This window comes from Mesorhizobium sp. AR02 (assembly GCF_024746835.1).
GTDB lineage: Bacteria > Pseudomonadota > Alphaproteobacteria > Rhizobiales > Rhizobiaceae > Mesorhizobium.
In genome coordinates this window covers 6,059,171-6,079,002 of record NZ_CP080531.1, presented here as the reverse complement: position 1 = coordinate 6,079,002, position 19,832 = coordinate 6,059,171, and the positions used below count along the sequence as shown (strand labels likewise).

Annotated in this window: 14 protein-coding genes and 2 tRNA genes; 10 read left to right on the top strand and 6 right to left on the bottom strand. The window is 64.1% G+C overall.

The genetic code is table 11. The annotated features are described in order from the left end of the window. Positions 1-54 precede the first annotated feature (54 nt). Positions 55-3,663: a bifunctional proline dehydrogenase/L-glutamate gamma-semialdehyde dehydrogenase PutA gene (gene putA / locus DBIPINDM_RS33610; RefSeq protein WP_258583252.1), complete on the bottom strand. Its 3,609-nt coding sequence runs from the start codon at positions 3,661-3,663 to the stop codon at positions 55-57. Positions 3,664-3,827: 164 nt separating this feature from the next. Between putA and DBIPINDM_RS33605 the strand changes: the two genes are divergently transcribed. After that, positions 3,828-4,280 carry an Lrp/AsnC family transcriptional regulator gene (locus DBIPINDM_RS33605; protein WP_258583251.1) on the top strand — a complete coding sequence of 151 codons (453 nt, stop codon included), beginning with the start codon at positions 3,828-3,830 and terminating at the stop codon, positions 4,278-4,280. A gap of 294 nt (positions 4,281-4,574) precedes the next feature. Here DBIPINDM_RS33605 and DBIPINDM_RS33600 read toward each other — a convergent pair whose 3' ends face one another. Further along, the gene (locus DBIPINDM_RS33600) at positions 4,575-5,774 is read right to left on the bottom strand and encodes a cytochrome-c peroxidase (RefSeq protein ID WP_258583250.1); all 1,200 of its coding nucleotides are present in this window, start codon (positions 5,772-5,774) and stop codon (positions 4,575-4,577) included. A gap of 7 nt (positions 5,775-5,781) precedes the next feature. Next, positions 5,782-6,231 carry a FixH family protein gene (locus tag DBIPINDM_RS33595; protein WP_258589404.1) on the bottom strand — a complete coding sequence of 150 codons (450 nt, stop codon included), beginning with the start codon at positions 6,229-6,231 and terminating at the stop codon, positions 5,782-5,784. Between the two features lie 151 nt (positions 6,232-6,382). Here DBIPINDM_RS33595 and DBIPINDM_RS33590 point away from each other — a divergent pair, with 151 nt between their 5' ends. Beyond that, entirely contained in the window at positions 6,383-7,303 is a 921-nt protein-coding gene (locus DBIPINDM_RS33590) for a sugar kinase (protein WP_258583249.1), read from the top strand. A gap of 2 nt (positions 7,304-7,305) precedes the next feature. Here DBIPINDM_RS33590 and DBIPINDM_RS33585 read toward each other — a convergent pair whose 3' ends face one another. The 3 genes from DBIPINDM_RS33585 to DBIPINDM_RS33575 form a co-directional block, all read right to left on the bottom strand. Beyond that, a complete protein-coding gene (locus DBIPINDM_RS33585) occupies positions 7,306-8,328 on the bottom strand; it encodes an aldose epimerase family protein (protein ID WP_258583248.1) in 1,023 nt (340 codons plus the stop codon). 92 nt (positions 8,329-8,420) lie between these two features. Further along, complete coding sequence (locus DBIPINDM_RS33580; protein ID WP_258583246.1) at positions 8,421-9,878, bottom strand: NAD-dependent succinate-semialdehyde dehydrogenase; 1,458 nt, start codon at positions 9,876-9,878, stop codon at positions 8,421-8,423. A gap of 202 nt (positions 9,879-10,080) precedes the next feature. Beyond that, complete coding sequence (locus DBIPINDM_RS33575) at positions 10,081-11,031, bottom strand: AEC family transporter (protein ID WP_258583244.1); 951 nt, start codon at positions 11,029-11,031, stop codon at positions 10,081-10,083. Positions 11,032-11,190: 159 nt separating this feature from the next. Between DBIPINDM_RS33575 and DBIPINDM_RS33570 the strand changes: the two genes are divergently transcribed. From DBIPINDM_RS33570 to DBIPINDM_RS33535, 8 genes are all read left to right on the top strand, one after another. After that, entirely contained in the window at positions 11,191-14,211 is a 3,021-nt protein-coding gene (locus tag DBIPINDM_RS33570) for a caspase family protein (protein WP_258583243.1), read from the top strand. A gap of 99 nt (positions 14,212-14,310) precedes the next feature. After that, positions 14,311-14,859, top strand: coding sequence for a histidine phosphatase family protein (locus tag DBIPINDM_RS33565; RefSeq protein WP_258583242.1), 549 nt, complete (start codon positions 14,311-14,313; stop codon positions 14,857-14,859). Between the two features lie 229 nt (positions 14,860-15,088). After that, a tRNA-OTHER gene (locus DBIPINDM_RS33560) sits at positions 15,089-15,162 on the top strand. Between the two features lie 2 nt (positions 15,163-15,164). Then, a tRNA-Asn gene (locus tag DBIPINDM_RS33555) sits at positions 15,165-15,234 on the top strand. Positions 15,235-15,589: 355 nt separating this feature from the next. Further along, a complete protein-coding gene (locus tag DBIPINDM_RS33550) occupies positions 15,590-16,732 on the top strand; it encodes a slipin family protein (protein ID WP_258583241.1) in 1,143 nt (380 codons plus the stop codon). 231 nt (positions 16,733-16,963) lie between these two features. Continuing rightward, positions 16,964-17,245 carry an acyl carrier protein gene (locus tag DBIPINDM_RS33545; RefSeq protein WP_010909964.1) on the top strand — a complete coding sequence of 94 codons (282 nt, stop codon included), beginning with the start codon at positions 16,964-16,966 and terminating at the stop codon, positions 17,243-17,245. A gap of 56 nt (positions 17,246-17,301) precedes the next feature. Next, positions 17,302-18,492, top strand: coding sequence for a beta-ketoacyl-ACP synthase (locus DBIPINDM_RS33540; protein ID WP_258583240.1), 1,191 nt, complete (start codon positions 17,302-17,304; stop codon positions 18,490-18,492). A 48-nt stretch (positions 18,493-18,540) separates the two neighbouring features. Further along, positions 18,541-19,812, top strand: coding sequence for a beta-ketoacyl-ACP synthase (locus DBIPINDM_RS33535; protein ID WP_258583238.1), 1,272 nt, complete (start codon positions 18,541-18,543; stop codon positions 19,810-19,812). The last annotated feature ends 20 nt before the right edge of the window (positions 19,813-19,832 follow it).

Genomic DNA, 19,832 nt, shown 5'->3' with positions numbered 1-19,832 from the left:
GCCCATGCTTATCCCCGGCAACTCGACACAAGGCAAGCGAGGCGTGAATAGTCTTTATGCCGCAGCGAGCAGGCTGGCATTGCCCCCCGCGGCGGTCGTGTCGACGCAGACGGCCCGCTCATGCGCATAGGCGGCCGGGTTGAGCACCTCGCTGACCAGCGGCACGATCGGTCCAGTCCTCTCGGCGATGACCTTGCGCACGATGCGCGCAGCTTCCGGTGTGCCCGAAAAAGCGACGACATCGACGCGCAGCGAGCGGGCCTCGACCGGATCAGGCCGGCCATCAATAGCGGCCAAAGGCAAGCCCTTGCCGGTCAATGCGGAGAGTGCGGCCGGTGCGCCCGGGGCCACAGCCAGCACCGCATTGCCTGCGGCAAGCGCCTGGATCGTCTGGGCAAGCAGCGTGTCGGCATCCGGCCCCAGGCACAGCACGCGGCCGCGCGGCGACAACGACAGCGTGTTGGCTTCGCCGGTCGGCCCGGGCAGGTCGACCTGGCCGAAATCGATCGCAGCGGCGGCGCCAATGGCGGCGGCCCCCTTGCCGCGCAGATGCTTCCTCAGAATGGCGATCCGGTCCGGACGCGTCGACCAGCCGCCAAGTGCCGGATCGGGCAGATTGTCGGCCAGTTTGGTCGCCGTCACCTTGTGGCCATCCTGCAAATGGGTGCCCGCCTCCGGCCCCTTGCGGAAACGCCTGAGATAGTGCGGCCCACCAGCCTTTGGACCAGTGCCCGACAGCCCCTCGCCGCCAAAGGGTTGCGAACCGACGACAGCACCGATCTGGTTGCGGTTGACATAGATATTGCCGGCATGGATGCCGTCGACGAAATGCTGGACGCGGCCCTCGATGCGGGTGTGCAGGCCGAAGGTCAGGCCATAGCCCTTGCGGTTGATCGCGGCGATGACCGCGTCGATCTCATCGGCGTCGAAGGTGGCGACATGCAGCACCGGCCCGAACACTTCGCGCTCCATCTCCTCGATGCCCTTGACCCTGAAGACATGCGGCGCGACGAAGCGGCCGTCTTTCGGCGCTTCGAGCTTGGCGATCAGCCGGCCCTCGAGGCCCTTCTTCGTGCAATAGTCGCGGATCGAGGCCTGCGCCTCATCGTCGATGACCGGACCGACATCGGTCGAAATCTGCCAGGGATCACCGATGTTGAGCGCTTCCATGGCACCCTTCAGCATCTCCAGCATCTTTTTCTCGACGTCCTTCTGGACGTAGAGCACGCGCAGCGCCGAGCAGCGCTGACCGGCACTCTGGAAGGCCGAGGCCAGGATATCGCGCACCGCCTGCTCGGGCAGCGCGGTGGAATCGACGATCATGGCGTTGAGGCCGCCGGTCTCGGCAATCAGCATGGCGTCGGGTGCCGCGGTCTCCGCCAGCTGCTTCTCGATCAGCTTGGCGACCTCGGTCGAGCCGGTAAAGCAGACGCCGGCGATACGCGGGTCGGCTGTCAGCGGCGCGCCGACCGATGGGCCGTCGCCGGGCAGCAACTGGATGACGTCTTCCGGCACACCGGCCTCTCGCAGCAGTTCGACAGCGCGGAAGGCGATCAGCGGCGTCTGCTCGGCCGGCTTGGCGATCACCGAATTGCCGGTGACCAGTGCCGCCGCGATTTGGCCGGTGAAGATGGCGAGCGGGAAATTCCATGGCGAGATGCAGACGATGGCGCCGCGGGCTTGCGTGCCTGCCTCGGCGTTGGCCGCCTCGGCGGCGTAGTAACGCAGGAAGTCGACGGCTTCGCGCACCTCGGCAACGCCGTCGGCCAGCGATTTGCCGGCCTCGCGGGTGGCGAGCGCGAAGAACTCGACCGCATTGGCCTCATAGAGGTCGGCGGCGCGGTTGAGGATGGCGGCGCGCTCCGCGACCGGCCGTTTTGCCCAGGCCGGCTGCGCTTCCACTGCGATGCGCACGGCGATCGTGACCTGCTTGGCGGCCGCCTCGTGAACCGTGCCGACCACTTCATCAGGCTTGGCCGGATTGACGATTGGGCGCTGCTTGCCGTAGCCGGCGGCGCGCGTGATCGGCTTGGCATGCCAGCGATCCGGCCCGGCGAACGCCGCCCTGGCCTTGTCGATCGCCGCCAGCGTCACCGTATCGGTGATGTCAAAGCCTTTCGAATTGCGGCGGCCTGCGCCAAAAATCTGCGACGGCCGGGCGATCGCCGGATTGGCAGCAGGGCCCTGGTCCTCGACTGTCTCCAGCGGATCGCGCGCGATGTCTTCCGGCTCGACATCCTCGTCGGTCAGCTGGTGCACGAAGGAGGAGTTGGCGCCGTTCTCCAACAGCCGACGGACCAGATAGGCAAGCAGGTCGGAATGCGCGCCGACCGGCGCATAGATGCGGCAACGCGTGCCTTCGGCCTGGCGCACGGTCTCATGCAGCGCCTCGCCCATGCCATGCAGGCGCTGGAACTCGAAGGAGTCACGATTTCCCGCCATCGACAGGATGGCCGCGACCGTGTGGGCGTTGTGGGTGGCGAATTGCGGATAGATGCGGTCGGTCATGCCAAGCAGTTTCTTCGCGCAAGCCATGTAGGAGACGTCGGTGTTGGCCTTGCGGGTAAAGACGGGATAGCCGGATAGTCCGAGCGTCTGCGCCCGCTTGATCTCGGTGTCCCAATAGGCACCCTTGACCAGCCGCACCATGATGGTGCGGTCGTACTTCTTCGCCAGCGCATAGAGCCAGTCGATGGCAAAGGCGGCGCGCGGACCATAGGCCTGGACGACGACACCAAAACCGTTCCAGCCGGCGAGCTCCGGCTCGGCCAGCACGCGCTCGATGACGTCGAGCGACAGATCGAGACGGTCGGCTTCTTCGGCGTCGATGTTGAGGCCCATGCGCGAATGCCTGGCTGCCAGCGCCAGCGACAACAGCCGCTCGGCCATCACAGGCAGCATCTCTTCCTTCTGCGCCACCTCGTAGCGCGGATGCAGCGCCGAAAGCTTCACCGAAATGCCGTGGTTTTGTCGGATGTCAGGACCGTTGGAGCCGGCGTCGAGCGAAGAAATCGCGTCGGCATAGGCCTTGTGGTAGCGCAGCGCGTCGGCCTCGGTGCGGGCCGCCTCGCCCAGCATGTCGAAGGAATAGAGATAGCCCTTCTGCGTCATCGGCCGGCCGCGCTTGACGGCTTCCGCAATGGTGCGGCCGAGCACGAACTGCTCGCCCATTTCGCGCATCGCCGCTGCCACCGCCTTGCGGATGACTGGCTCGCCCAGCCGCCGCACCATCGAGCGCAACGTGCCTTCGATGCCGCCCTCACCCTCGTCCAGCACACGGCCGGTCAGCATCAGCGCCCAGGTCGAGGCGTTGACGAAGATCGAGCTTGAACCGCCGGAATGCGCCGACCAGTCATGCGGCGCGATCTTGTCGGCGATGAGATCGTCCATCGTCTCAGTGTCAGGCACGCGCAGCAGCGCTTCGGCCAGGCACATCAGCGCCACGCCTTCCTTTGTGGAAAGGCCATAGGCGGAGAGGAAGACTTCCATCAGTCGGGGATCGGACGAGCCGCGCACCGCCCGCACCAGATCGGCGGCCCGCGCCGAGATCGCATCGCGATCCCCGGCCGAAAGCCCTGTCGCTTCGGCCAGCCGCTTCACGGCCTCGTCTTCGTCAGGCAAATAGTTGGCACGGATCTGCTGGCGGATGGTATCGAGCGGCATGGCGGGTCCTGTGGAGCGAACATCAACGAGCGGGCCGGCGGTCACCGGACCGAATGGCGCAAGCTAGCATAGGCGCAGATTTCAGTCGGTCCAAAGAAATCGACATCATAGGTCAATCAATCTATCGTGGCGCCTGAAATGTCAAAATATGGACTGCACTTTCGATGACAGAAGACCAATTGGACCGCATCGATAGAAATATCCTGGCGGCGCTGGCAAGCGACGGGCGGCTTTCGATGTCGGAACTCGCTGCAAAGGTCGGTCTGTCGAAGACACCGGTGCAGGCGCGGGTGAAGCGGCTGGAGAAGGACGGCTATATCAGGGGCTACCAGGCGATCATCGATCGCGAGCGCATGGGCGAAGGCCACGTCGCCTTCGTCCAGGTGAAACTGTCCGATACCCGTTCCGCCGCACTCGACGCTTTCAATCGGTCCGTGCAGAGTGTGCCGGAGATCGAGCAGTGCCATATGATGGCATCGAGCTTCGACTATCTGCTGAAGGTCCGCACCCGGGATATCGCCGCCTACCGCCGCGTTCTGGGCGAGCGCATCTCGGCCCTCCCCCATGTCGCCCAGACCTCGACCTTCGTGGCGATGGAGACGGTGAAGGATCGATAGAACCTCGGGATCAGCCGAAGCCCCCTCCACCTTCGTCATCCACGGGCGGAGCAAGAGCGAAGCTCCGTCGCGGAGACCCGAGGATCCATGCCGCGACCTTAGCCGTGGAGTGCAGCGGGGACAGAATTCTGCACCGTAGCAGCGCTTCCGAGTCCCGGCATGGATCCTGGGGTCTGCGCCGCGTCGCTTCGCTCCTTGCTTCGCCCCAGGATGACGAAGCGATGGATGTTTGCCAATCGCCGAAGCACCACCTCACCTAGCTTCGCGCCTTCAACCATCTTTTCGTCGACGGCTTTACTCCGCCAGCGTCTTCAAAAACGCCACCAGCGCGGCGCGCTCGCGGTCCGACAGTTCCAGCGGGTGAATCTCGGATACCCCTTCCGCACTGGGCGCAGCCTTGGCGTAGTGTGCCACCACCTCGTCGAGCGACGAAAACTGCCCAGCATGCATATAGGGCGGTCGCGTGGCGGCTCCGCGCAGTGAGGGTGTCTTGTAGGCGCGGATCAGTTGCGGCGCATCCTTGACCATGAAACGCAGTTCGCCGCAGGCACTGACGTCGCCATCGCGATAAGCGCCGAAGCAGTTGAACGGGTCGGCCTCGACCTGGCTCACCGCGTCGACGCGCCCGCGATCCGGCGGCAAGTCCGCAACAGGCGGCACGCCGGTGTTGTGAAAGCCGTTGTCGGTGAAGCGCGGGCCATTGTGGCAGGTCACGCAATTGGCCTTGCCGATGAACAGTTTCAGCCCAAGGATTTCTTCCCGCGTAAAGACCGCATCGCCCTTCGGCTCGGCGCCGGTGACGAGGTCCAGGGCAAAGCGGTCGAAGCGCGTCTGCGACGGCTCGATCGAGCGTTCGAAGGCGGCGATCGCCTTGCCGATATTGGCATAGACGCGGTTGATGGCATCGCGCTGCGCATCGCTCATCGTGTTCCAGGCAGCCTTCTCGGCATCGGTTCCCAGCGGGCTGGCATTCAACGGAATGCCGGAAAAATCAGGCAGCGGTCCGAAAATGCGCTCATAGCGCTCGCCGAAGCGCGCCTTAATGTAATGCGCGTAGGCAGCGCGGTTTCCCGCCTGCTCCAGCGGGTTTTCCAAAGGCGTCAGCGCTTGCGCCCACAGGCTGTCGCGGCGGCCGTCCCAGAAGAACCAGGGGTCACGCGCCACGCCCGCCAATGCCATTGTGCGGCGGTTGGTGCGGCCGACGCCCACCGCTTGCGGCAGGTCGTCCTGGAACTGGCGGTCGATCTTGTGACAGGTCGAGCAGGACACCGTGCCGTCGCGGCTCATGCCCAGATCGAAGAAAAGCGTCGAGCCAAGGGCCGCGGCGGCCGGCACATCGGCGAAGCGATTGGTGGTGTCCGGCTTCAGCGACGGCAGCGCCGACAGCATCAGCGAAGCGATGGTCTTCTTCTCGGTGTCGGAAAAATCCGGCTTGCCGCAACCGCCAAGGACAACGGCTACCATCAGCGCCAGAATGCAGACAAGGCGCTTCATCGGCCGCTCACAGCACCACGTTGAACAGCACCGTGTCGGAGCCGGCGGAGGCAGAGATGGCGAAATGCAGCTGCCACCAGCCGCTCATCGTGAACTTGATCCCTTCGATCCGGTAGCGTCCATCGCCGAGATAGTCGGTCGCCTGCGGACTGGTCGGCAGGCCGTGATTGTGCTGCGGCATGCCGCCGGAGACCGCGATCGCTGCCCCCTCCACCGGCGCGCCGGCCTTTGTCTTCAAGGTCAGCAGCCAGGATTCCAGCTCGCCCAACCGCACGACACCCCGCTCTGGCGAAAAACTTGCCACGAACAGCCCGTTGTCCGTGTTCTTCGTGCGCGAGACATCCGGGCCGACTGGCTGCGCCGATTGCGGCGCGGTCAGATAGACGACCGCGAGGATGCCGACGAGCAGAGCAGCCAGACCAAGACCCGCCAAGAGATAACGCCATAACGATGCCAAACCGGTTCCTCTTCTGCGGATAACGCTCTGCCGGGTGGATCGCATCCCGCCAGCCTGTGGGAAAACGCTGTGGCGCAAAAATGCCTGCTTGCCAAGCATGGCGCCGCCGCCGGCAAAAAGCTACAGCACCGAAATCACTGGAGGATTGCAGATGGCGGGAAACGGCGTCGCCTCGATCGGCGAATGCATGCTCGAACTGTCGGGTCAGACCGGCCCGAACTGGCGCATGGGTTTTGCCGGCGACACGTTCAACACGCTGTGGGCGCTGCATGCGTTGAGCGAAGACCGGCCGGCGACCTATGTCTCGGCCTTCGGCGACGACCCCTTCTCGCAAGGCCAGATCGGCTTCTTCGCCGAAAACGGCATCGGCATCGGTTCCAGCCCGGTGATAGCTGGCGCGCGGCCCGGCCTCTATGCGATCACGCTGACCGGCGCCGAACGCTCCTTCACCTACTGGCGCGGCGACGCTGCGGCCCGGCAGCTTGCTTCGGATCCCGAAGCACTTTCGAAAAGCCTTGAAAATCAGGCACTTGTGTACTTTTCCGGAATCACTTTGGCAATTCTGGACGATGCTGCGCGCAAAACACTGCTGGCCGCCGTGGCCAGAGCCCGCGCAGCGGGCTCGCTGATCGCCTTCGACCCCAACTACCGGCCACGGCTCTGGCGCAACCGCGAGAACGCGCAAGCGGCCATCGTCGAAGCGCTAGGTGTCACGGACATCGCATTGCCGACCTTCCCCGACGAGCAGATGCTGTTTGAGGATGCAACGCCGCAGGCGACGGCCGAGCGGCTCCAGCAATGGGTCGGCGAGGTCGTCGTCAAGAACGGCGAGCAGCCGGCGCTGATTGCCGAAAGCGGGACACTGCACAACGTGCCGGCGATCCATGTCGCGGCCCCCGTAGACACCACCGGCGCCGGCGATTCCTTCAATGGCGGCTACCTCGCGGCGCGCCTCGCCGGCCATGGCCCGCAGGAAGCTGTCCGCCGAGCCCATCGCGTCGCCGCCGCCGTGGTCCAGGTTCGCGGCGCGCTGGCGCCGTTCGAAACGCTACGGGCGGCGTTCGCGGGATAAGATCAAGGCAGACGGAAGCGGTATTCCGTCACATGATGGTAGATCGCGCCCGGCCACAGCGTTGCTTGCGGGAAATAGGGCCGGTTCGGTGCATCCGGCCATATTTGCGGCTCCAGGCAGAAACCGGAAAAAGCCTTGTAGTCCCGCCCTTCCAGCCCTTTGCGCGGCGTCACATACTGGCCGGTGTAGAGCTGGACACCGGGCTCCGTGGTCCAGACCTCCATCTCGACGCCGGAACTGGCCCCTTGCGCCCATGCCGCTTGCCGCAGCGGCCCGCGCGTCGAAGCAAGGCAGAAATTCTGGTCATAGGGCAGCTGTTCGCCCTCGGTTTCCATGCGCAGCGGCCGCGCCTGGCGAAAATCGAAGGGCGTGCCGTCGACCGGCTTGACCACGCCGGTCGGGATCATGTCGCTGTCGACAGGCAGATAGGCGCCGGCATTCAACATCATTCTGTGGTCGAGAATGTCGCCGGCGCCGCCATCATCGAGGTTGAAATAGGAGTGCTGGGTGAGATTGCACAGCGTCGGCTCCTCGCAGGTCGCCGTCAGTTCGACGCTGAGTGTGCCGGGAATCTTCAGCCGGTAGGTGCATGTGACGTCGAGCGCGCCGGGAAAGCCCATCGTGCCGTCGGGATCATGCAGCGTCAGCGTGACGAAATCCCGGCCGTGCAGCGAAACCGTCCATGGCCGGTGCGAATAGCCTTGCGAGCCGCCATGCAGCGTGTGCTTGCCGAGGAAATTTTGCTCAGTCTGGTAGCGGCTGCCACCAATGGTGAAGCGGCCATCGCGAATGCGGTTGGCATAGCGGCCGACCACCGCGCCGAAGAAGGCGTTGTCGGCTTCGTAGGCTTGCAAAGTGTTGTAGCCGAGCACCAGCGGTGCATCGTGCCCGGTCAGGCGCAAATCCTGGATAATGGCGCCGAGTCCGATGATGTTGGCGGTTATACCGCCGCCCCTGATGGTGAAACGGCGCACCGCCTCGCCCGCCTGCGTCGTGCCGAAAACCTCGCCGTCCTTCATCGCCATGCCCGCAAATGCCAGTAGATCCAGAGGACTTCGGCTGGTTTTCCCATAAGAGATGGGCAGGCGATTGGCCTCCCCATCTCAGGAGCAGTCTATCAGAGGCCGAGGCCGCCGATGCACACATATTTGGTATCGAGATAGTCTTCGATGCCCTGATGTCCGCCTTCCTTGCCAAGGCCCGATTCCTTGACGCCGCCGAACGGCGCCTCCGGCGTGGTGATGAGGCCTTCATTGACGCCGACCATGCCGTATTTCAGCCCTTCCATGACGCGGAAGGCGCGGCCGAGATCGCCGGTGTAGAAATAACAGGCGAGGCCGAATTCGGTATCGTTGGCGAGCGCGATTGCTTCCGCTTCCGTCTCGAACTTGAACACCGGAGCGACCGGGCCGAAGATCTCTTCCTTCATGAAGCGCATCTTGGGCGTGGCGTTGGCGATGACCGTCGGCTGGAAGAACGAACCGCCCAGCGCATGGCGCTTGCCGCCGGCGACGATCTTGCCGCCCTTTGAGGTGGCATCGGCAATCAGTTCCTCGACCTTCTCGACCGCCTTTTCGTCGATCAGCGGTCCTTGCTGCACGCCGTCTTCGAGGCCGGAGCCAACCTTCAGCCCATTGCTGGCGGCGGCCAGTTTCTCGACGAACTTGTCGTAGACACCGGCCTGAACGAGAAAGCGGTTGGTGCAGACGCAGGTCTGGCCGGAATTGCGGTACTTGGCGGTGATCGCGCCGGCGACCGCGCGCTCGATGTCGGCGTCGTCGAAGACGATGAACGGCGCGTTGCCGCCGAGCTCCATCGACACTTTCTTGACGGTCACCGACGACTTCTGGATCAGCAGCTTGCCGACCTCGGTCGATCCGGTGAAGGTGATCTTCGACACCAGCGGGTTGGCGCAGATCTCGTCGCCGATCTCGCTGGCCGAACCGGTCAGGATGTTGACGACGCCCTTGGGGAAGCCGACTTCCTCGGCAAGCGCGCCCCAGGCGAGACCCGAGTACGGCGTCTGCGAGGCGGGCTTGACCACGGCGGTGCAGCCGGCGGCGAGAGCCGGGCCGAGCTTGCGGGCCAGCATCGAGGACGGGAAATTCCACGGCGTGATGGCGGCGATGACGCCGACCGGCTCCTTCGTCACCAGGATGCGGCGGTCCGCCCATGGCGACGGCACGACGTCGCCATAGGTGCGGCGGCCTTCCTCGGCGAACCACAGAATGTAGGCCGCGGCAGAGCCGATCTCGCCCTTCGATTCAAACAGCGACTTGCCCTGCTCGATGGTCAAGAGTTCGGCCAGCACGTCCTGATTGTCCATCATCGCGTCATGCAGCTTGCGCAGCAGCTTCGAGCGCTCGAGCGCGGTCGTCTTGCGCCAGGTCTTGAAGGCGGCGTCCGCGGCCTCGATGGCACGGCGGGTCTCCGCCTTGCCCGACTTCGGCACCGTGCCGATCTTGAGGCCGGTGGCCGGGTTGTTGACGTCGACCGTCTGGCCGCTGTCGGCCTGCACCCATTCGCCGTTGATGAGATTGGCCTGCCGCATGAAATGGCTGGTTTTCTGAAGCATGGTCTATCCTCCGTTTCGATGCCCTGACGGGCCGGTCTGTGAATTCTTCGGTGGGCGTGCGCAGTGGGCTGAAGCCGGCACGCTGGAGCCAGTGCTCTTTACCTAGGGCAAGGCCCGCAAGCAATCGCAAGATGGCATATAGGGGTTGGGCCAGCCTAAGGCGAGAGCGGACTGTACCGCCTCGCCTGGATTTGCGCACGGCCTACCCAAAGACATGCAACACAATCGTCAGCCAGAAGGCCGTGGTGACGGCGGCGCAGGCGGTGGCGATGGTCATCTGGTTCGACGCCAGCGCCTGGCCGGTGTTGAACTGCACGGCGATAAGGTAGGAATTGATACCGGATGGCAGCGCCGCGACCACCACCGCTACCTTGGCCGTCAAGGGCGGCAGGCCAAGCAGCCAGACGAAGGCGAGAACCAGCGCCGGCATCAGGAACAGTTTCAGCACCGAAAGCGCCAGTGCCGGCCGCACATTGCCGGAAACGCCGAAGCGACGCAGGCTGAGCCCCATGGCAAACAGCGCCACCGGCCCTGCCGTGTCGGCAAGCGCATCGACCAGCCGCATGACGAGGTCCGGCAGCGGCACGCCGCTGAGCCGCCACGCCAGCCCGAGCAGGATGCCGATGATCAGCGGGTTGATGAACAGCCGCCGCAGGAAACTGCGCAGCACCCGCAGCGGATGGACATGCTCGTCGCTGCCGCGGCCGAACATCTCGAACAGCACGATCGAAGCCATCATCATGACCGGCAGGTGCACGGAAACCAGCAGCGACAGCACCTCGAAGCCGCTCGGGCCGAATATGCCAAGAATGAACGGGGCGCCCAGCAGCACCACATTGGAATAGGCCGACGACACGCCCCCGACGACACCGGCGCGCGCGTCGCGCCCGAATATCCGCGTGGTGACGAGATGGCCGGCGGCCCAGGTGATCGCCACCGCCGTGAAATAAGCCCCCCATAGCGGCCATGGTGCGACGCCGTGAAAATCGGCATTCACCATCGTCTGGAACAGAAGCAGCGGCATCGCCACCGAGACCGCGAAGTCCGATATCCCCTCGCCGCTCGCCGGTCTGAGATAGCCGGTGAGCCCGGCGAGATAGCCGAGCGCTACGAGGCTGAAGACAAAAAGCACGGTTTCTGTGAGTGGAGACATTTTTCAGGGATAGGCGAGCCACGCCCGCGGCGCAATCGCGCCCGGTTTTGATCATGCCCGGTTTTGATCATGCCCGAATTTGATCATGCCCAAATTTGATCATGGTAGACTGGCAGCGTTATAGAGGGCTTGGAGTATCAGGGCGGACACGAACGACAAATGACCTTTGTCGAAACCTCAGGACGCAATCTTTTTGCGCGGATGTGGCTGACGGCTTTCGTCGCCGCACTGTTTTGTCTTGCCGCGACGGCGTTTGCGTCTGCCGAGACGAAAAGCCTCAAGGGCGTGGCGCTGATCATCGGCCAGTCGAATTACCTGCACATCGCCGCCCTGCCCAACCCGGCCAACGACGCCCGCGACATGGCCAAGATGCTGACCGACCTCGGCTTCGACGCCCGCAACGTCACCGACCGCGATGCCGCCAAGCTGAAGCGCGACCTCGAACGCTTCGTCGAGGATGCAGAGGGGGCCGACGTCGCCTTCATCTATTACTCCGGCCACGGCATCGAAGCCGGTGGCGAGAATTATCTGGTTCCGGTCGATGCCGACGTCTCGTCTCTGAAAGACGCAGACAATGCGCTGGTGCCGATTTCCGCCGTCATGGATGCGTTGAAGAAGACCGTGCCGGTGACGATCGTGCTGCTCGATGCCTGCCGCACCAATCCGTTTCCGTCAGACGCGGTGGTCCGGCGCGCGCCGACCGCCTCCGCCGAGCCGATTGGCACTGGCGGACTGGAGCCGGTGCGTGGCGCCAAGGCGCTCGGCAACACACCGGCGGCGGACGAAAGCCTGGGCACCGTGGTCGGCTTCGCCGCCGAGCCGGGCCGCCCGGCGCTGGACGGTGCGGCCGGCGAAAACAGCCCCTATGCGGCCGCGCTGCTGCGCCATCTCGCGGCGATGAAAGGCACGGAATTTGGCTCGGTCATGCGCATGGTGACCGAGGAAGTCTATCTCGACACCAAGGCAAAGCAGCGCCCTTGGGTCAACGAAAGCCTGCGCCGTCTGCTCTATTTCGGCGTCGTGCCACCGGAACCGACCGGCGATGACGGGCTGATCACCGGTGAAAGGCGGCAGCTGCTCTTGACCATTTCCGACCTGCCCGACCCGAAGCGGGCGCAGGTGGAACTGGCCTCACTGCAGGACGGCGTGCCGCTCGACGCGCTTTATGGCGTGCTGAGGGCCCTCGGCACGGACAAGATCCCCGAAGATCCGACCGACCTGCAGAAGGTGCTCGACGCCCAGGCCGAGCGCCTGAAGAAGATGATGTCCGAGCGAGCCGCACTGCGCACCGACGATCCGGAGATCAAGCGGCTGGTCGCCTCCGCAGACAAGGCCATCGGCCAGGGCGCCATGGTGACGGCGCGCAAATTCCTCGATGACGCGGTCGGCAGGGTCGAGCAGAACAGCGGTGCGGTCGACGAGGCCGAGGAACTGGTCAGGCAGAAACGCGTCGCCGACGCTGCCATCTATGCCAAACGCGCCGACGCCGCCGCACTGGTCTTCGACTACAAATCCGCCGCCAACGACTATGCCAAGGCCTTCTCGCTGGTCGAGAAATGGGACGACAAGCTGCGCTGGAATTACAAGAACCAGGAAGCCGAGGCACTCAACTCTTACGGTTACGCCACCGGCGATCTCGATGCGTTGCGGCATGCAATCGAGGCCTATCACGTCATCCTGAATTTCATTCCCGATGGCGAGCAGAACAGTGACTGGGCAATCACCCGCAACAACATGGCGGTTGTGCTGCAGACCATCGGCGAGCGCGAGACCGAAACCACGCATCTCGAAGAAGCAGCGCAGATCTTCCGCGATTCGCTCGTCGTCTTCGAGCGCGAGAAGGACGACCCCAACTGGGCGGCCGCGCAGAATAACCTCGCCAATGTGCTGTTGAAGATCGGCGAACGCGAGAGCGATCCGAAGCGCCTCAATGAAGCCGTGGCGGCGATGCGCGCCACCTTGGAAAAGCGCCCGCGCGACAAGCTGCCGCTCGACTGGGCCGCTTCGCAGAACAATCTCGGCCTGGCGCTCTACGCGCTCTCCGAGCGTGAACCCGCCGGCGAGCATCTGAAGGACGCGGAAGCCGCCTACCGGCTGGCGCTCGAGGAATACACGCGCGAGAAAGCCCCCGTGGAATGGGCAATGGTCGAGAACAATCTCGGCAACACGCTGGTGACGCTTGGCATCCAGCTCAACGACAAGACCAAGATCAACGAGGCGGCCGATGCCTTCCGCGCCGCGCTGAAGGTACGAACCCGCGAGACCTTCCCGGTCTCCTGGGCGACCAGCCGGCTCAACCTCGGCAACGCGCTGAGTGGCGTTGCTCGTTTCGACATGGGCACAACCACGCTCGAAGAGGCCGCCGCGGCCTATGACGACGCGCTGACGGTGTTTACCCGGCAGCGCTTCCCGATGGATTGGGCGTCGGCGCAGAACAATCTCGGCTCGATCTACCAGACGCTTGGCCAGCGCACTCGTGACGCGACAAAGCTGGAGCAGTCGGCAGCAGCCTTCCAGGCAGCCCGGCAGGTCTATGTCAGGCGAAAATTCCCGCAGGATTGGGCCATGAGCTACTACAATCTCGGCAACACGCTGCAGTTGCTTGGCGGTGTGACGGACAAGCCCGAGCACTACAGCGAGGCGGTCGACGCCTACGGCAATGCGCTGCGCGAGTACAAGCGCGAGACAAATCCGCGGCAATGGGCGCTGGCCCAGGCAGGTCTCGGCTCGACGCTGCACTGGTTGAGTATGAGCAATGCCGATCCCAAAACCCTGCGGGATTCGATCGCAGCCCGTCGGGCGGCACTGGAAGTGCTGACCATCGAGACGGCACCGGTCGACTGGGCCAACGCCCAGAACGGCATCGGCATGAGCCTGCTCAACCTCGGCAACATCGAACGGACCGGCAAATATCTCGACGAGGCGGAGGCTGCTTTCACCGCGACGCTGAAAGTGTTCACCAGGGAAAACCAGCCCATGCAGTGGGCCTTCGAACAGAACAATCTTGGCGACATCCACTGGAACCGCGCCAGCTATGGCGGCGGCAAGCCGGAATATCTGAAAGCCATCGAGTTCTTCGAGAACGCCAAGCTGGGTTTCACCGAAGCCGGCTACACTATCCCCATCCCCCTCACTGACCAGAAGATCGATCTGGTGAAACAGCAGCTTGCCAAAAAATGAGGTTGCCGGGGCCGCGGGCCTAGCTTGTCTTTGTGCCAGCCTTCCGATCCCTATATGCGAAAGACCGGAACCCGACGTCGGGCTCCTGGAAGGACCGCGATGATCCGATTTGCCCTGGCCTTGTTCCTGCTCGTTGTTCCCGTCACGGCCCATGCCACGGATGCTGGCTGGGCGTTGCTGCGCGATGGCGGCCATGTGGTGCTGCTGCGCCATGCCATGGTCACCGGCACCACCGATCCGGCCAATTTCGACATCGACAGCTGTGCCACCCAGATGAACCTGTCGGCGCGCGGCAAGCAGCAGGCGAGCAAGATCGGCGCCTTGTTTGCCGCTCGCGCCGCCCCGATCGAGCGCGTGCTGTCCAGCCGCTATTGCCGCTGCCTCGACACCGCGCGCATCGCCTTCGAGGCCGAGCCGGAGCTTTTTGCGCCGCTCGATCTCTTGAAGGGCGACGATGTGCAGAAGGCGGCGCAGATCGCCGCCATCATGAAGGAAATCCACGCCTATTCCGGCTCCGACAATCTGGTCATGGTCACCCATCTGGAAGACATCGTCGCGCTCACCGGCATCTCGCCGCGCGAGGGTGAGGCCGTGGTGGTCGAGCCGCAGGGCGACGGCCTGCGCGTACTCGGCCGCGTCACCTTTTGACACCCGATATTTTGGTCGCTGGCGCTGGACGCAGTGTTGCCGAAATGCCACCGCCGAAAGAAGCCGCAAATTCGCCGCGACAATGCCGCTTGCGACAACCCGTCGCAGGGGCTATAGGCGCGCTCCCGGTCACGAGAACCGAAGTGAGCACAACGGTTGGAGCTTTCGTCTCCGCCCGTGCAGGCGGCCTTGCCGCCCTGTATACGGCGCCGCTTTGGGGATTGGGATCGCGGATGTAGCTCAGGGGGAGAGCGCCGGATTTGGGTCCGGAGGTCGCAGGTTCGAATCCTGCCTTCTGCACCACGGATAGCTCAGTTTGGTTAGAGCATCAGATTGTTAATCTGACTGTCGAAGGTTCGATTCCTTCTCCATTGGCCTGATAAGCCAGCACCCTGCCAGGTGTTATCTGAAAACGGTCCGGGGAATGGAATGCTGAAGACCTGACGGATGGCCGAAGCCTTCGGGCCGAGTTCGTTTCGAAAGGTCCGACGCCATCGGTTCGCGGCCAGGCCCGCGGTGATGATCAAGGCGCAGTGTCGCCGGCAAGGGAGGCCACGGCTTCCGGCGCCCGCTTCACTGCCCCGCGATCCGCTCCCGAAGGCCCGCCACGGATTGATGCCACCGGTCCCCGGATCATTCGTGCCCGGACCATGACGAAACGAGAAACGAAGGGAAGATCGACGCATGAGTTGACGCCTCGCATGGGGCCATGCCCGACAGGAGTAAGACAATGACTGTTCTCGACAAGGTTCTTGGACGCGAGCGCGTCCTCGTTAGGGAAAACGAACGTGCCCTCACCCTTTACAAGGGGGAGATCAAGGCTGTCCTGCTGCCGGGCGAGCACTCGCTCGCCAACCGGCGCGGAAGCCTGGAAGTATCCCGGCACGATCTGAAGAACCCGGAATTCGTTTCGGCATACGAGAAGGCGTTGTTCGACAAGATCCCGGATGTGGCCGCGCGTCATCTCACCGTCGTTCGCACCGGGCGCACGGATGTCGCCATCATCGAGCGTGACGGAAACCTGCATGCCGTGCTGGCGCCGGACCGCAAGCTGGTGCTGTGGACGGATGCCGGTCCGTGGAAGGTGACGATGGTCGACACGTCGGCCGACCTCGCCATCGATCCCGCGGTCATGCGCCGTCTCGGCCAGGCCCGGAAGGCGGAGTTGATGTCCGTCCATCCGGTCGTCGATGGTCAGGCCGGGCTGCTGTTCGTCGATGGTGTCCTTGTGCGGACGCTCACGGCGGGCGTGCACGCCTTCTGGAGCGTCGGCCGCATGGTGCAGGTCAAGGTCGTCGACCTCAAGCGCCAGTCGCTCGACGTCGCCGGGCAGGAAGTGCTGACCAAGGATCGCGTAACGATCCGCGTCAACATTGCCGCCGAATACCGGGTCGTCGACGCGGTCAAGGCGGTGAGCGCTGTGAAGGACTTCTCCGAGGCCCTCTACCGTGCCCTGCAATATGCCTTCCGCAAGACGCTTGGCGGGCTGACGCTCGACCAGATCCTTGAGAAGAAGGTGACGGTCGATGAGGAAGCCGCGGCCAAGGTCCGCGCCGACATGGCCGAGATCGGGGTGGAGGTCAGCGACATCACGCTCAAGGATGTCATCCTGCCGGGCGAGATGCGCGAGATCCTCAACCAAGTGGTGTCGGCCGAAAAGCAGGCCGAGGCCAATGTCATCCGCCGCCGCGAGGAGACGAACGCCACGCGTTCCCTGCTCAACACGGCCAGGGTGATGGCGGAGAACCCGGTGATGCTGCGGCTGAAGGAGCTCGAGGCTCTGGAAACCATCGCCGGCAAGGTCGAGCGGCTGACCGTCCACAACGGAACGAGCGGACTGCTGAACGATCTGGTCAAGCTCCGTGACAGCTGATGCATGTCGCCCAGAAGTGGTTCTGGTTTGGGAAAACGACATGCATCGAAACAAAGACTAACGTGACGTAATGGGAAGGGCCGCCGGGTTGACCGGCGGCCCTTCTTGCGTTTCTTGGGCACGCTACCCATCTGCGCCCGGCTTATCAGGCCTTTTCCTGCCGGGAAAAACCGATTAGACAGCGCCCAAACAAGATGCGGACAGATTCCGCCCGCAAAGAAGGAAAAGCCCTTGTCCACCACGTTCGACAAAGTCGCCAAGATCATTGCCGACACCAGCGAGATCGATATCGACACCATCACGCCTGAGAGCCACACGATCGACGATCTCGGCATCGACAGCCTCGACTTCCTCGACATCGTCTTTGCCATTGACAAGGAATTCGGCATCAAGGTGCCGCTGGAAAAGTGGACCCAGGAAGTCAATGACGGCAAGGCTTCGACCGACGATTACTTCGTCATGAAGAACCTGTGCGCCAAGATCGACGCGCTGGTTGCGGCCAAGACCGCCTGACGTCAGTTGAGCGCGCGACCTTGACGCGCTCCACCGCCTGACACACAAAGCCGCTCATGAGCAGCCCCCGCGACGTCGTCATCACTGGTATCGGCCTTGTCTCCTCGCTGGGAGAAGGCCCTGACGCCCACTGGCAGAAGCTGGCGCAACCAGGCCTGCAGCCGGTGCTCGAAGCCGCGCGCTTTGCGCCCTACACCGTCCACCCGCTGCCGGAGATCGACTGGAACCTGCAGATCGCCAAGCGCGGCGACCAGCGGCAGATGGAAACCTGGCAGCGGCTCGGCACCTATGCCGCCGGCCTTGCCCTGGACGACGCCGGCATCAAGGGCAATGACGAGCTCTGCACGACCATGGACATGGTTGTCGCCGCCGGCGGCGGCGAGCGCGACGAGGCTGTCGATGCCGCCATTCTCGCCGCTTCGGAAAGCCGCAACGACCGCGACGTGCTGCTCAACGAGAAGCTGACCACCGAACTGCGGCCGACCTTGTTCCTGGCGCAGCTTTCCAACCTGCTTGCCGGCAACATCTCCATCGTCCACAAGGTGACGGGCTCGTCGCGCACCTTCATGGGCGAGGAAGGTGCTGGCGTCTCCGCCGTCGAGACGGCCACTGCCCGCATCCGCTCTGGGCAGTCGACGCACGTCCTGGTCGGCGGCGCCTTCCAGACCGAACATTCCGACATGCTGCTCGGCTACGAACTGGCTGGTTATTTGCATCGCGGCCCGTGGAAACCCGTCTGGCAAAGGCAGGGTGCCGAAGGCGGTGGCGTGGTCTCCGGCTCCGGCGGAGCCTTCCTGGTGCTGGAACAGCGCGAACACGCAATGAGTCGCGGGCGCAAGATCTATGCCGAGCTCGGACCGGTCGTTTCCGGCCGCGCCAGGCGGTCGCGTGGAGAACTCGACGCCGAAATAGCCGCACTGCTCGGCCAAGCTGCGTTGCCGAACGGCAAGCTCCTGGCACTTTCAGGCGCTTCGGGCGCGCATACGGCGACCACTGCCGAGAAAACAGCGCTCGATGCCAATCCGACGATATCAGTACGCGGCTTCTCGACGCTGACCGGACATATGAAAGAAGCGCAGTTTCCGTTCGCCGTGGCGCTGGCGGCACTCGCCGTCGACCGCAAGGCCGCCTACCCCGTCTTTGATGCCGCAGCCGAGAAGCCGTTTGACGGCGTTCCCGGCAGCGTCCTTGCAACGGCGATCGGCTATCACCAATTCGAGGGCATGGCGCTGGTCAAGTCAGCGTAAGGCGGCACCCGCCATGTCGTTAGAGATAAACCGCCCGAGGGTTTCCCGATGACCAAATTCAGAGATCACATGGGCAGGCCGATCGTCGCCGTCACCGGCATCGGTGTGGTGACCTCGCTTGGTGTCGGCAAATCAGACAATTGGGCGGCGCTGACCTCCGGCAAGTCGGGCATCCACCCGATCACCCGCTTTCCGGTCGATCACCTCAACACCCGCATTTCCGGCATGGTCGACTTCCTGGATTCAAGTTCGAAGGGCGCCAGCCCCCTCACCTACGAGCTGGCCGAAACCGCCGCGCGTGAGGCCGTGGCCGAATCCGGCCTCGATTCCAGCGATTTCGGCGGTCCGCTCTTCCTCGCCTCGCCCCCGGTCGAGCTCGACTGGCACGAACGCTTCTCGCTCTACAATTCCGACAGTGAGGACGCTGGCGCCGAGAGGTTGCTGCGGGTGGCGCGCGGATTGAAGGAACTCGACATTTTCGAGACCACCCAGTTCGGTTCGATCGCCGACCGGCTCGCCGACCGTTTCGGCACGCGCGGCCTGCCGATCACGCTGTCGACCGCCTGTGCTTCGGGTGCCACCGCCATCCAGCTCGGTGTCGAGGCAATCCGCCGTGGCGAATGCGACCGGGCGCTGTCGATCGGCGCCGACGGTTCGGCGACCGCCGAGGCGCTGATCCGCTTCTCGCTGCTGTCGGCGCTGTCGACCCACAATGACATCCCGGAAAAGGCATCAAAACCCTTTTCCAAGGACCGCGACGGCTTCGTGTTGGCGGAGGGCTCCGGTGCGCTGGTGCTCGAATCGCTGGAAGCGGCGCTCGCCCGCGGTGCCAGCGTGCTCGGCATCCTGCGCGGCTGCGGCGAAAAGGCCGACGATTTCCATCGCACCCGCTCCAAGCCTGACGGTTCGCCGGCTATCGCGGCGGTTCGCGCCGCCCTTGCCGACGCCGGCCTGAGCAAGGACGAGATCGACTACGTCAATGCCCATGGCACCTCGACGCCGGAAAACGACAAGATGGAGCATCTGTCGCTGTCGACGGTGTTTGGCGAGCGGATCGGCTCGATGCCGGTCTCGTCGAACAAGTCGATGATCGGCCACACGCTGTCGGCGGCGGGCGCCGTCGAGGCGGCGTTCTCACTGATGACAATGCGTGAAAGCGTCATTCCGCCGACCATCAACTACGACAATCCCGACCCGGCGATCGTGCTCGACGTGGTGCCGAACAAGAAGCGCAACGCCGAGGTTCGCAGCGTTCTGTCGAACTCCTTCGGCTTTGGCGGCCAGAACACTTGCCTTGTCATGGCGCGGGAACCGGTCTAAGCGAGCCACTTCCTCTCGAA

Excerpts from the sequence above, each read along its gene's own strand:
- DBIPINDM_RS33600 (WP_258583250.1), bottom strand. The coding sequence starts at position 5,774 with ATGAAGCGCCTTGTCTGCATTCTGGCGCTGATGGTAGCCGTTGTCCTT.
- DBIPINDM_RS33570 (WP_258583243.1), top strand. The coding sequence starts at position 11,191 with ATGACCTTTGTCGAAACCTCAGGACGCAATCTTTTTGCGCGGATGTGG.
- DBIPINDM_RS33535 (WP_258583238.1), top strand. The coding sequence starts at position 18,541 with ATGACCAAATTCAGAGATCACATGGGCAGGCCGATCGTCGCCGTCACC.
- DBIPINDM_RS33550 (WP_258583241.1), top strand. The coding sequence starts at position 15,590 with ATGACTGTTCTCGACAAGGTTCTTGGACGCGAGCGCGTCCTCGTTAGG.
- DBIPINDM_RS33540 (WP_258583240.1), top strand. The coding sequence starts at position 17,302 with ATGAGCAGCCCCCGCGACGTCGTCATCACTGGTATCGGCCTTGTCTCC.
- putA (WP_258583252.1), bottom strand. The coding sequence starts at position 3,663 with ATGCCGCTCGATACCATCCGCCAGCAGATCCGTGCCAACTATTTGCCT.
- DBIPINDM_RS33585 (WP_258583248.1), bottom strand. The coding sequence starts at position 8,328 with ATGGCGATGAAGGACGGCGAGGTTTTCGGCACGACGCAGGCGGGCGAG.
- DBIPINDM_RS33575 (WP_258583244.1), bottom strand. The coding sequence starts at position 11,031 with ATGTCTCCACTCACAGAAACCGTGCTTTTTGTCTTCAGCCTCGTAGCG.
- DBIPINDM_RS33580 (WP_258583246.1), bottom strand. The coding sequence starts at position 9,878 with ATGCTTCAGAAAACCAGCCATTTCATGCGGCAGGCCAATCTCATCAAC.
- DBIPINDM_RS33590 (WP_258583249.1), top strand. The coding sequence starts at position 6,383 with ATGGCGGGAAACGGCGTCGCCTCGATCGGCGAATGCATGCTCGAACTG.
- DBIPINDM_RS33605 (WP_258583251.1), top strand. The coding sequence starts at position 3,828 with ATGACAGAAGACCAATTGGACCGCATCGATAGAAATATCCTGGCGGCG.
- DBIPINDM_RS33565 (WP_258583242.1), top strand. The coding sequence starts at position 14,311 with ATGATCCGATTTGCCCTGGCCTTGTTCCTGCTCGTTGTTCCCGTCACG.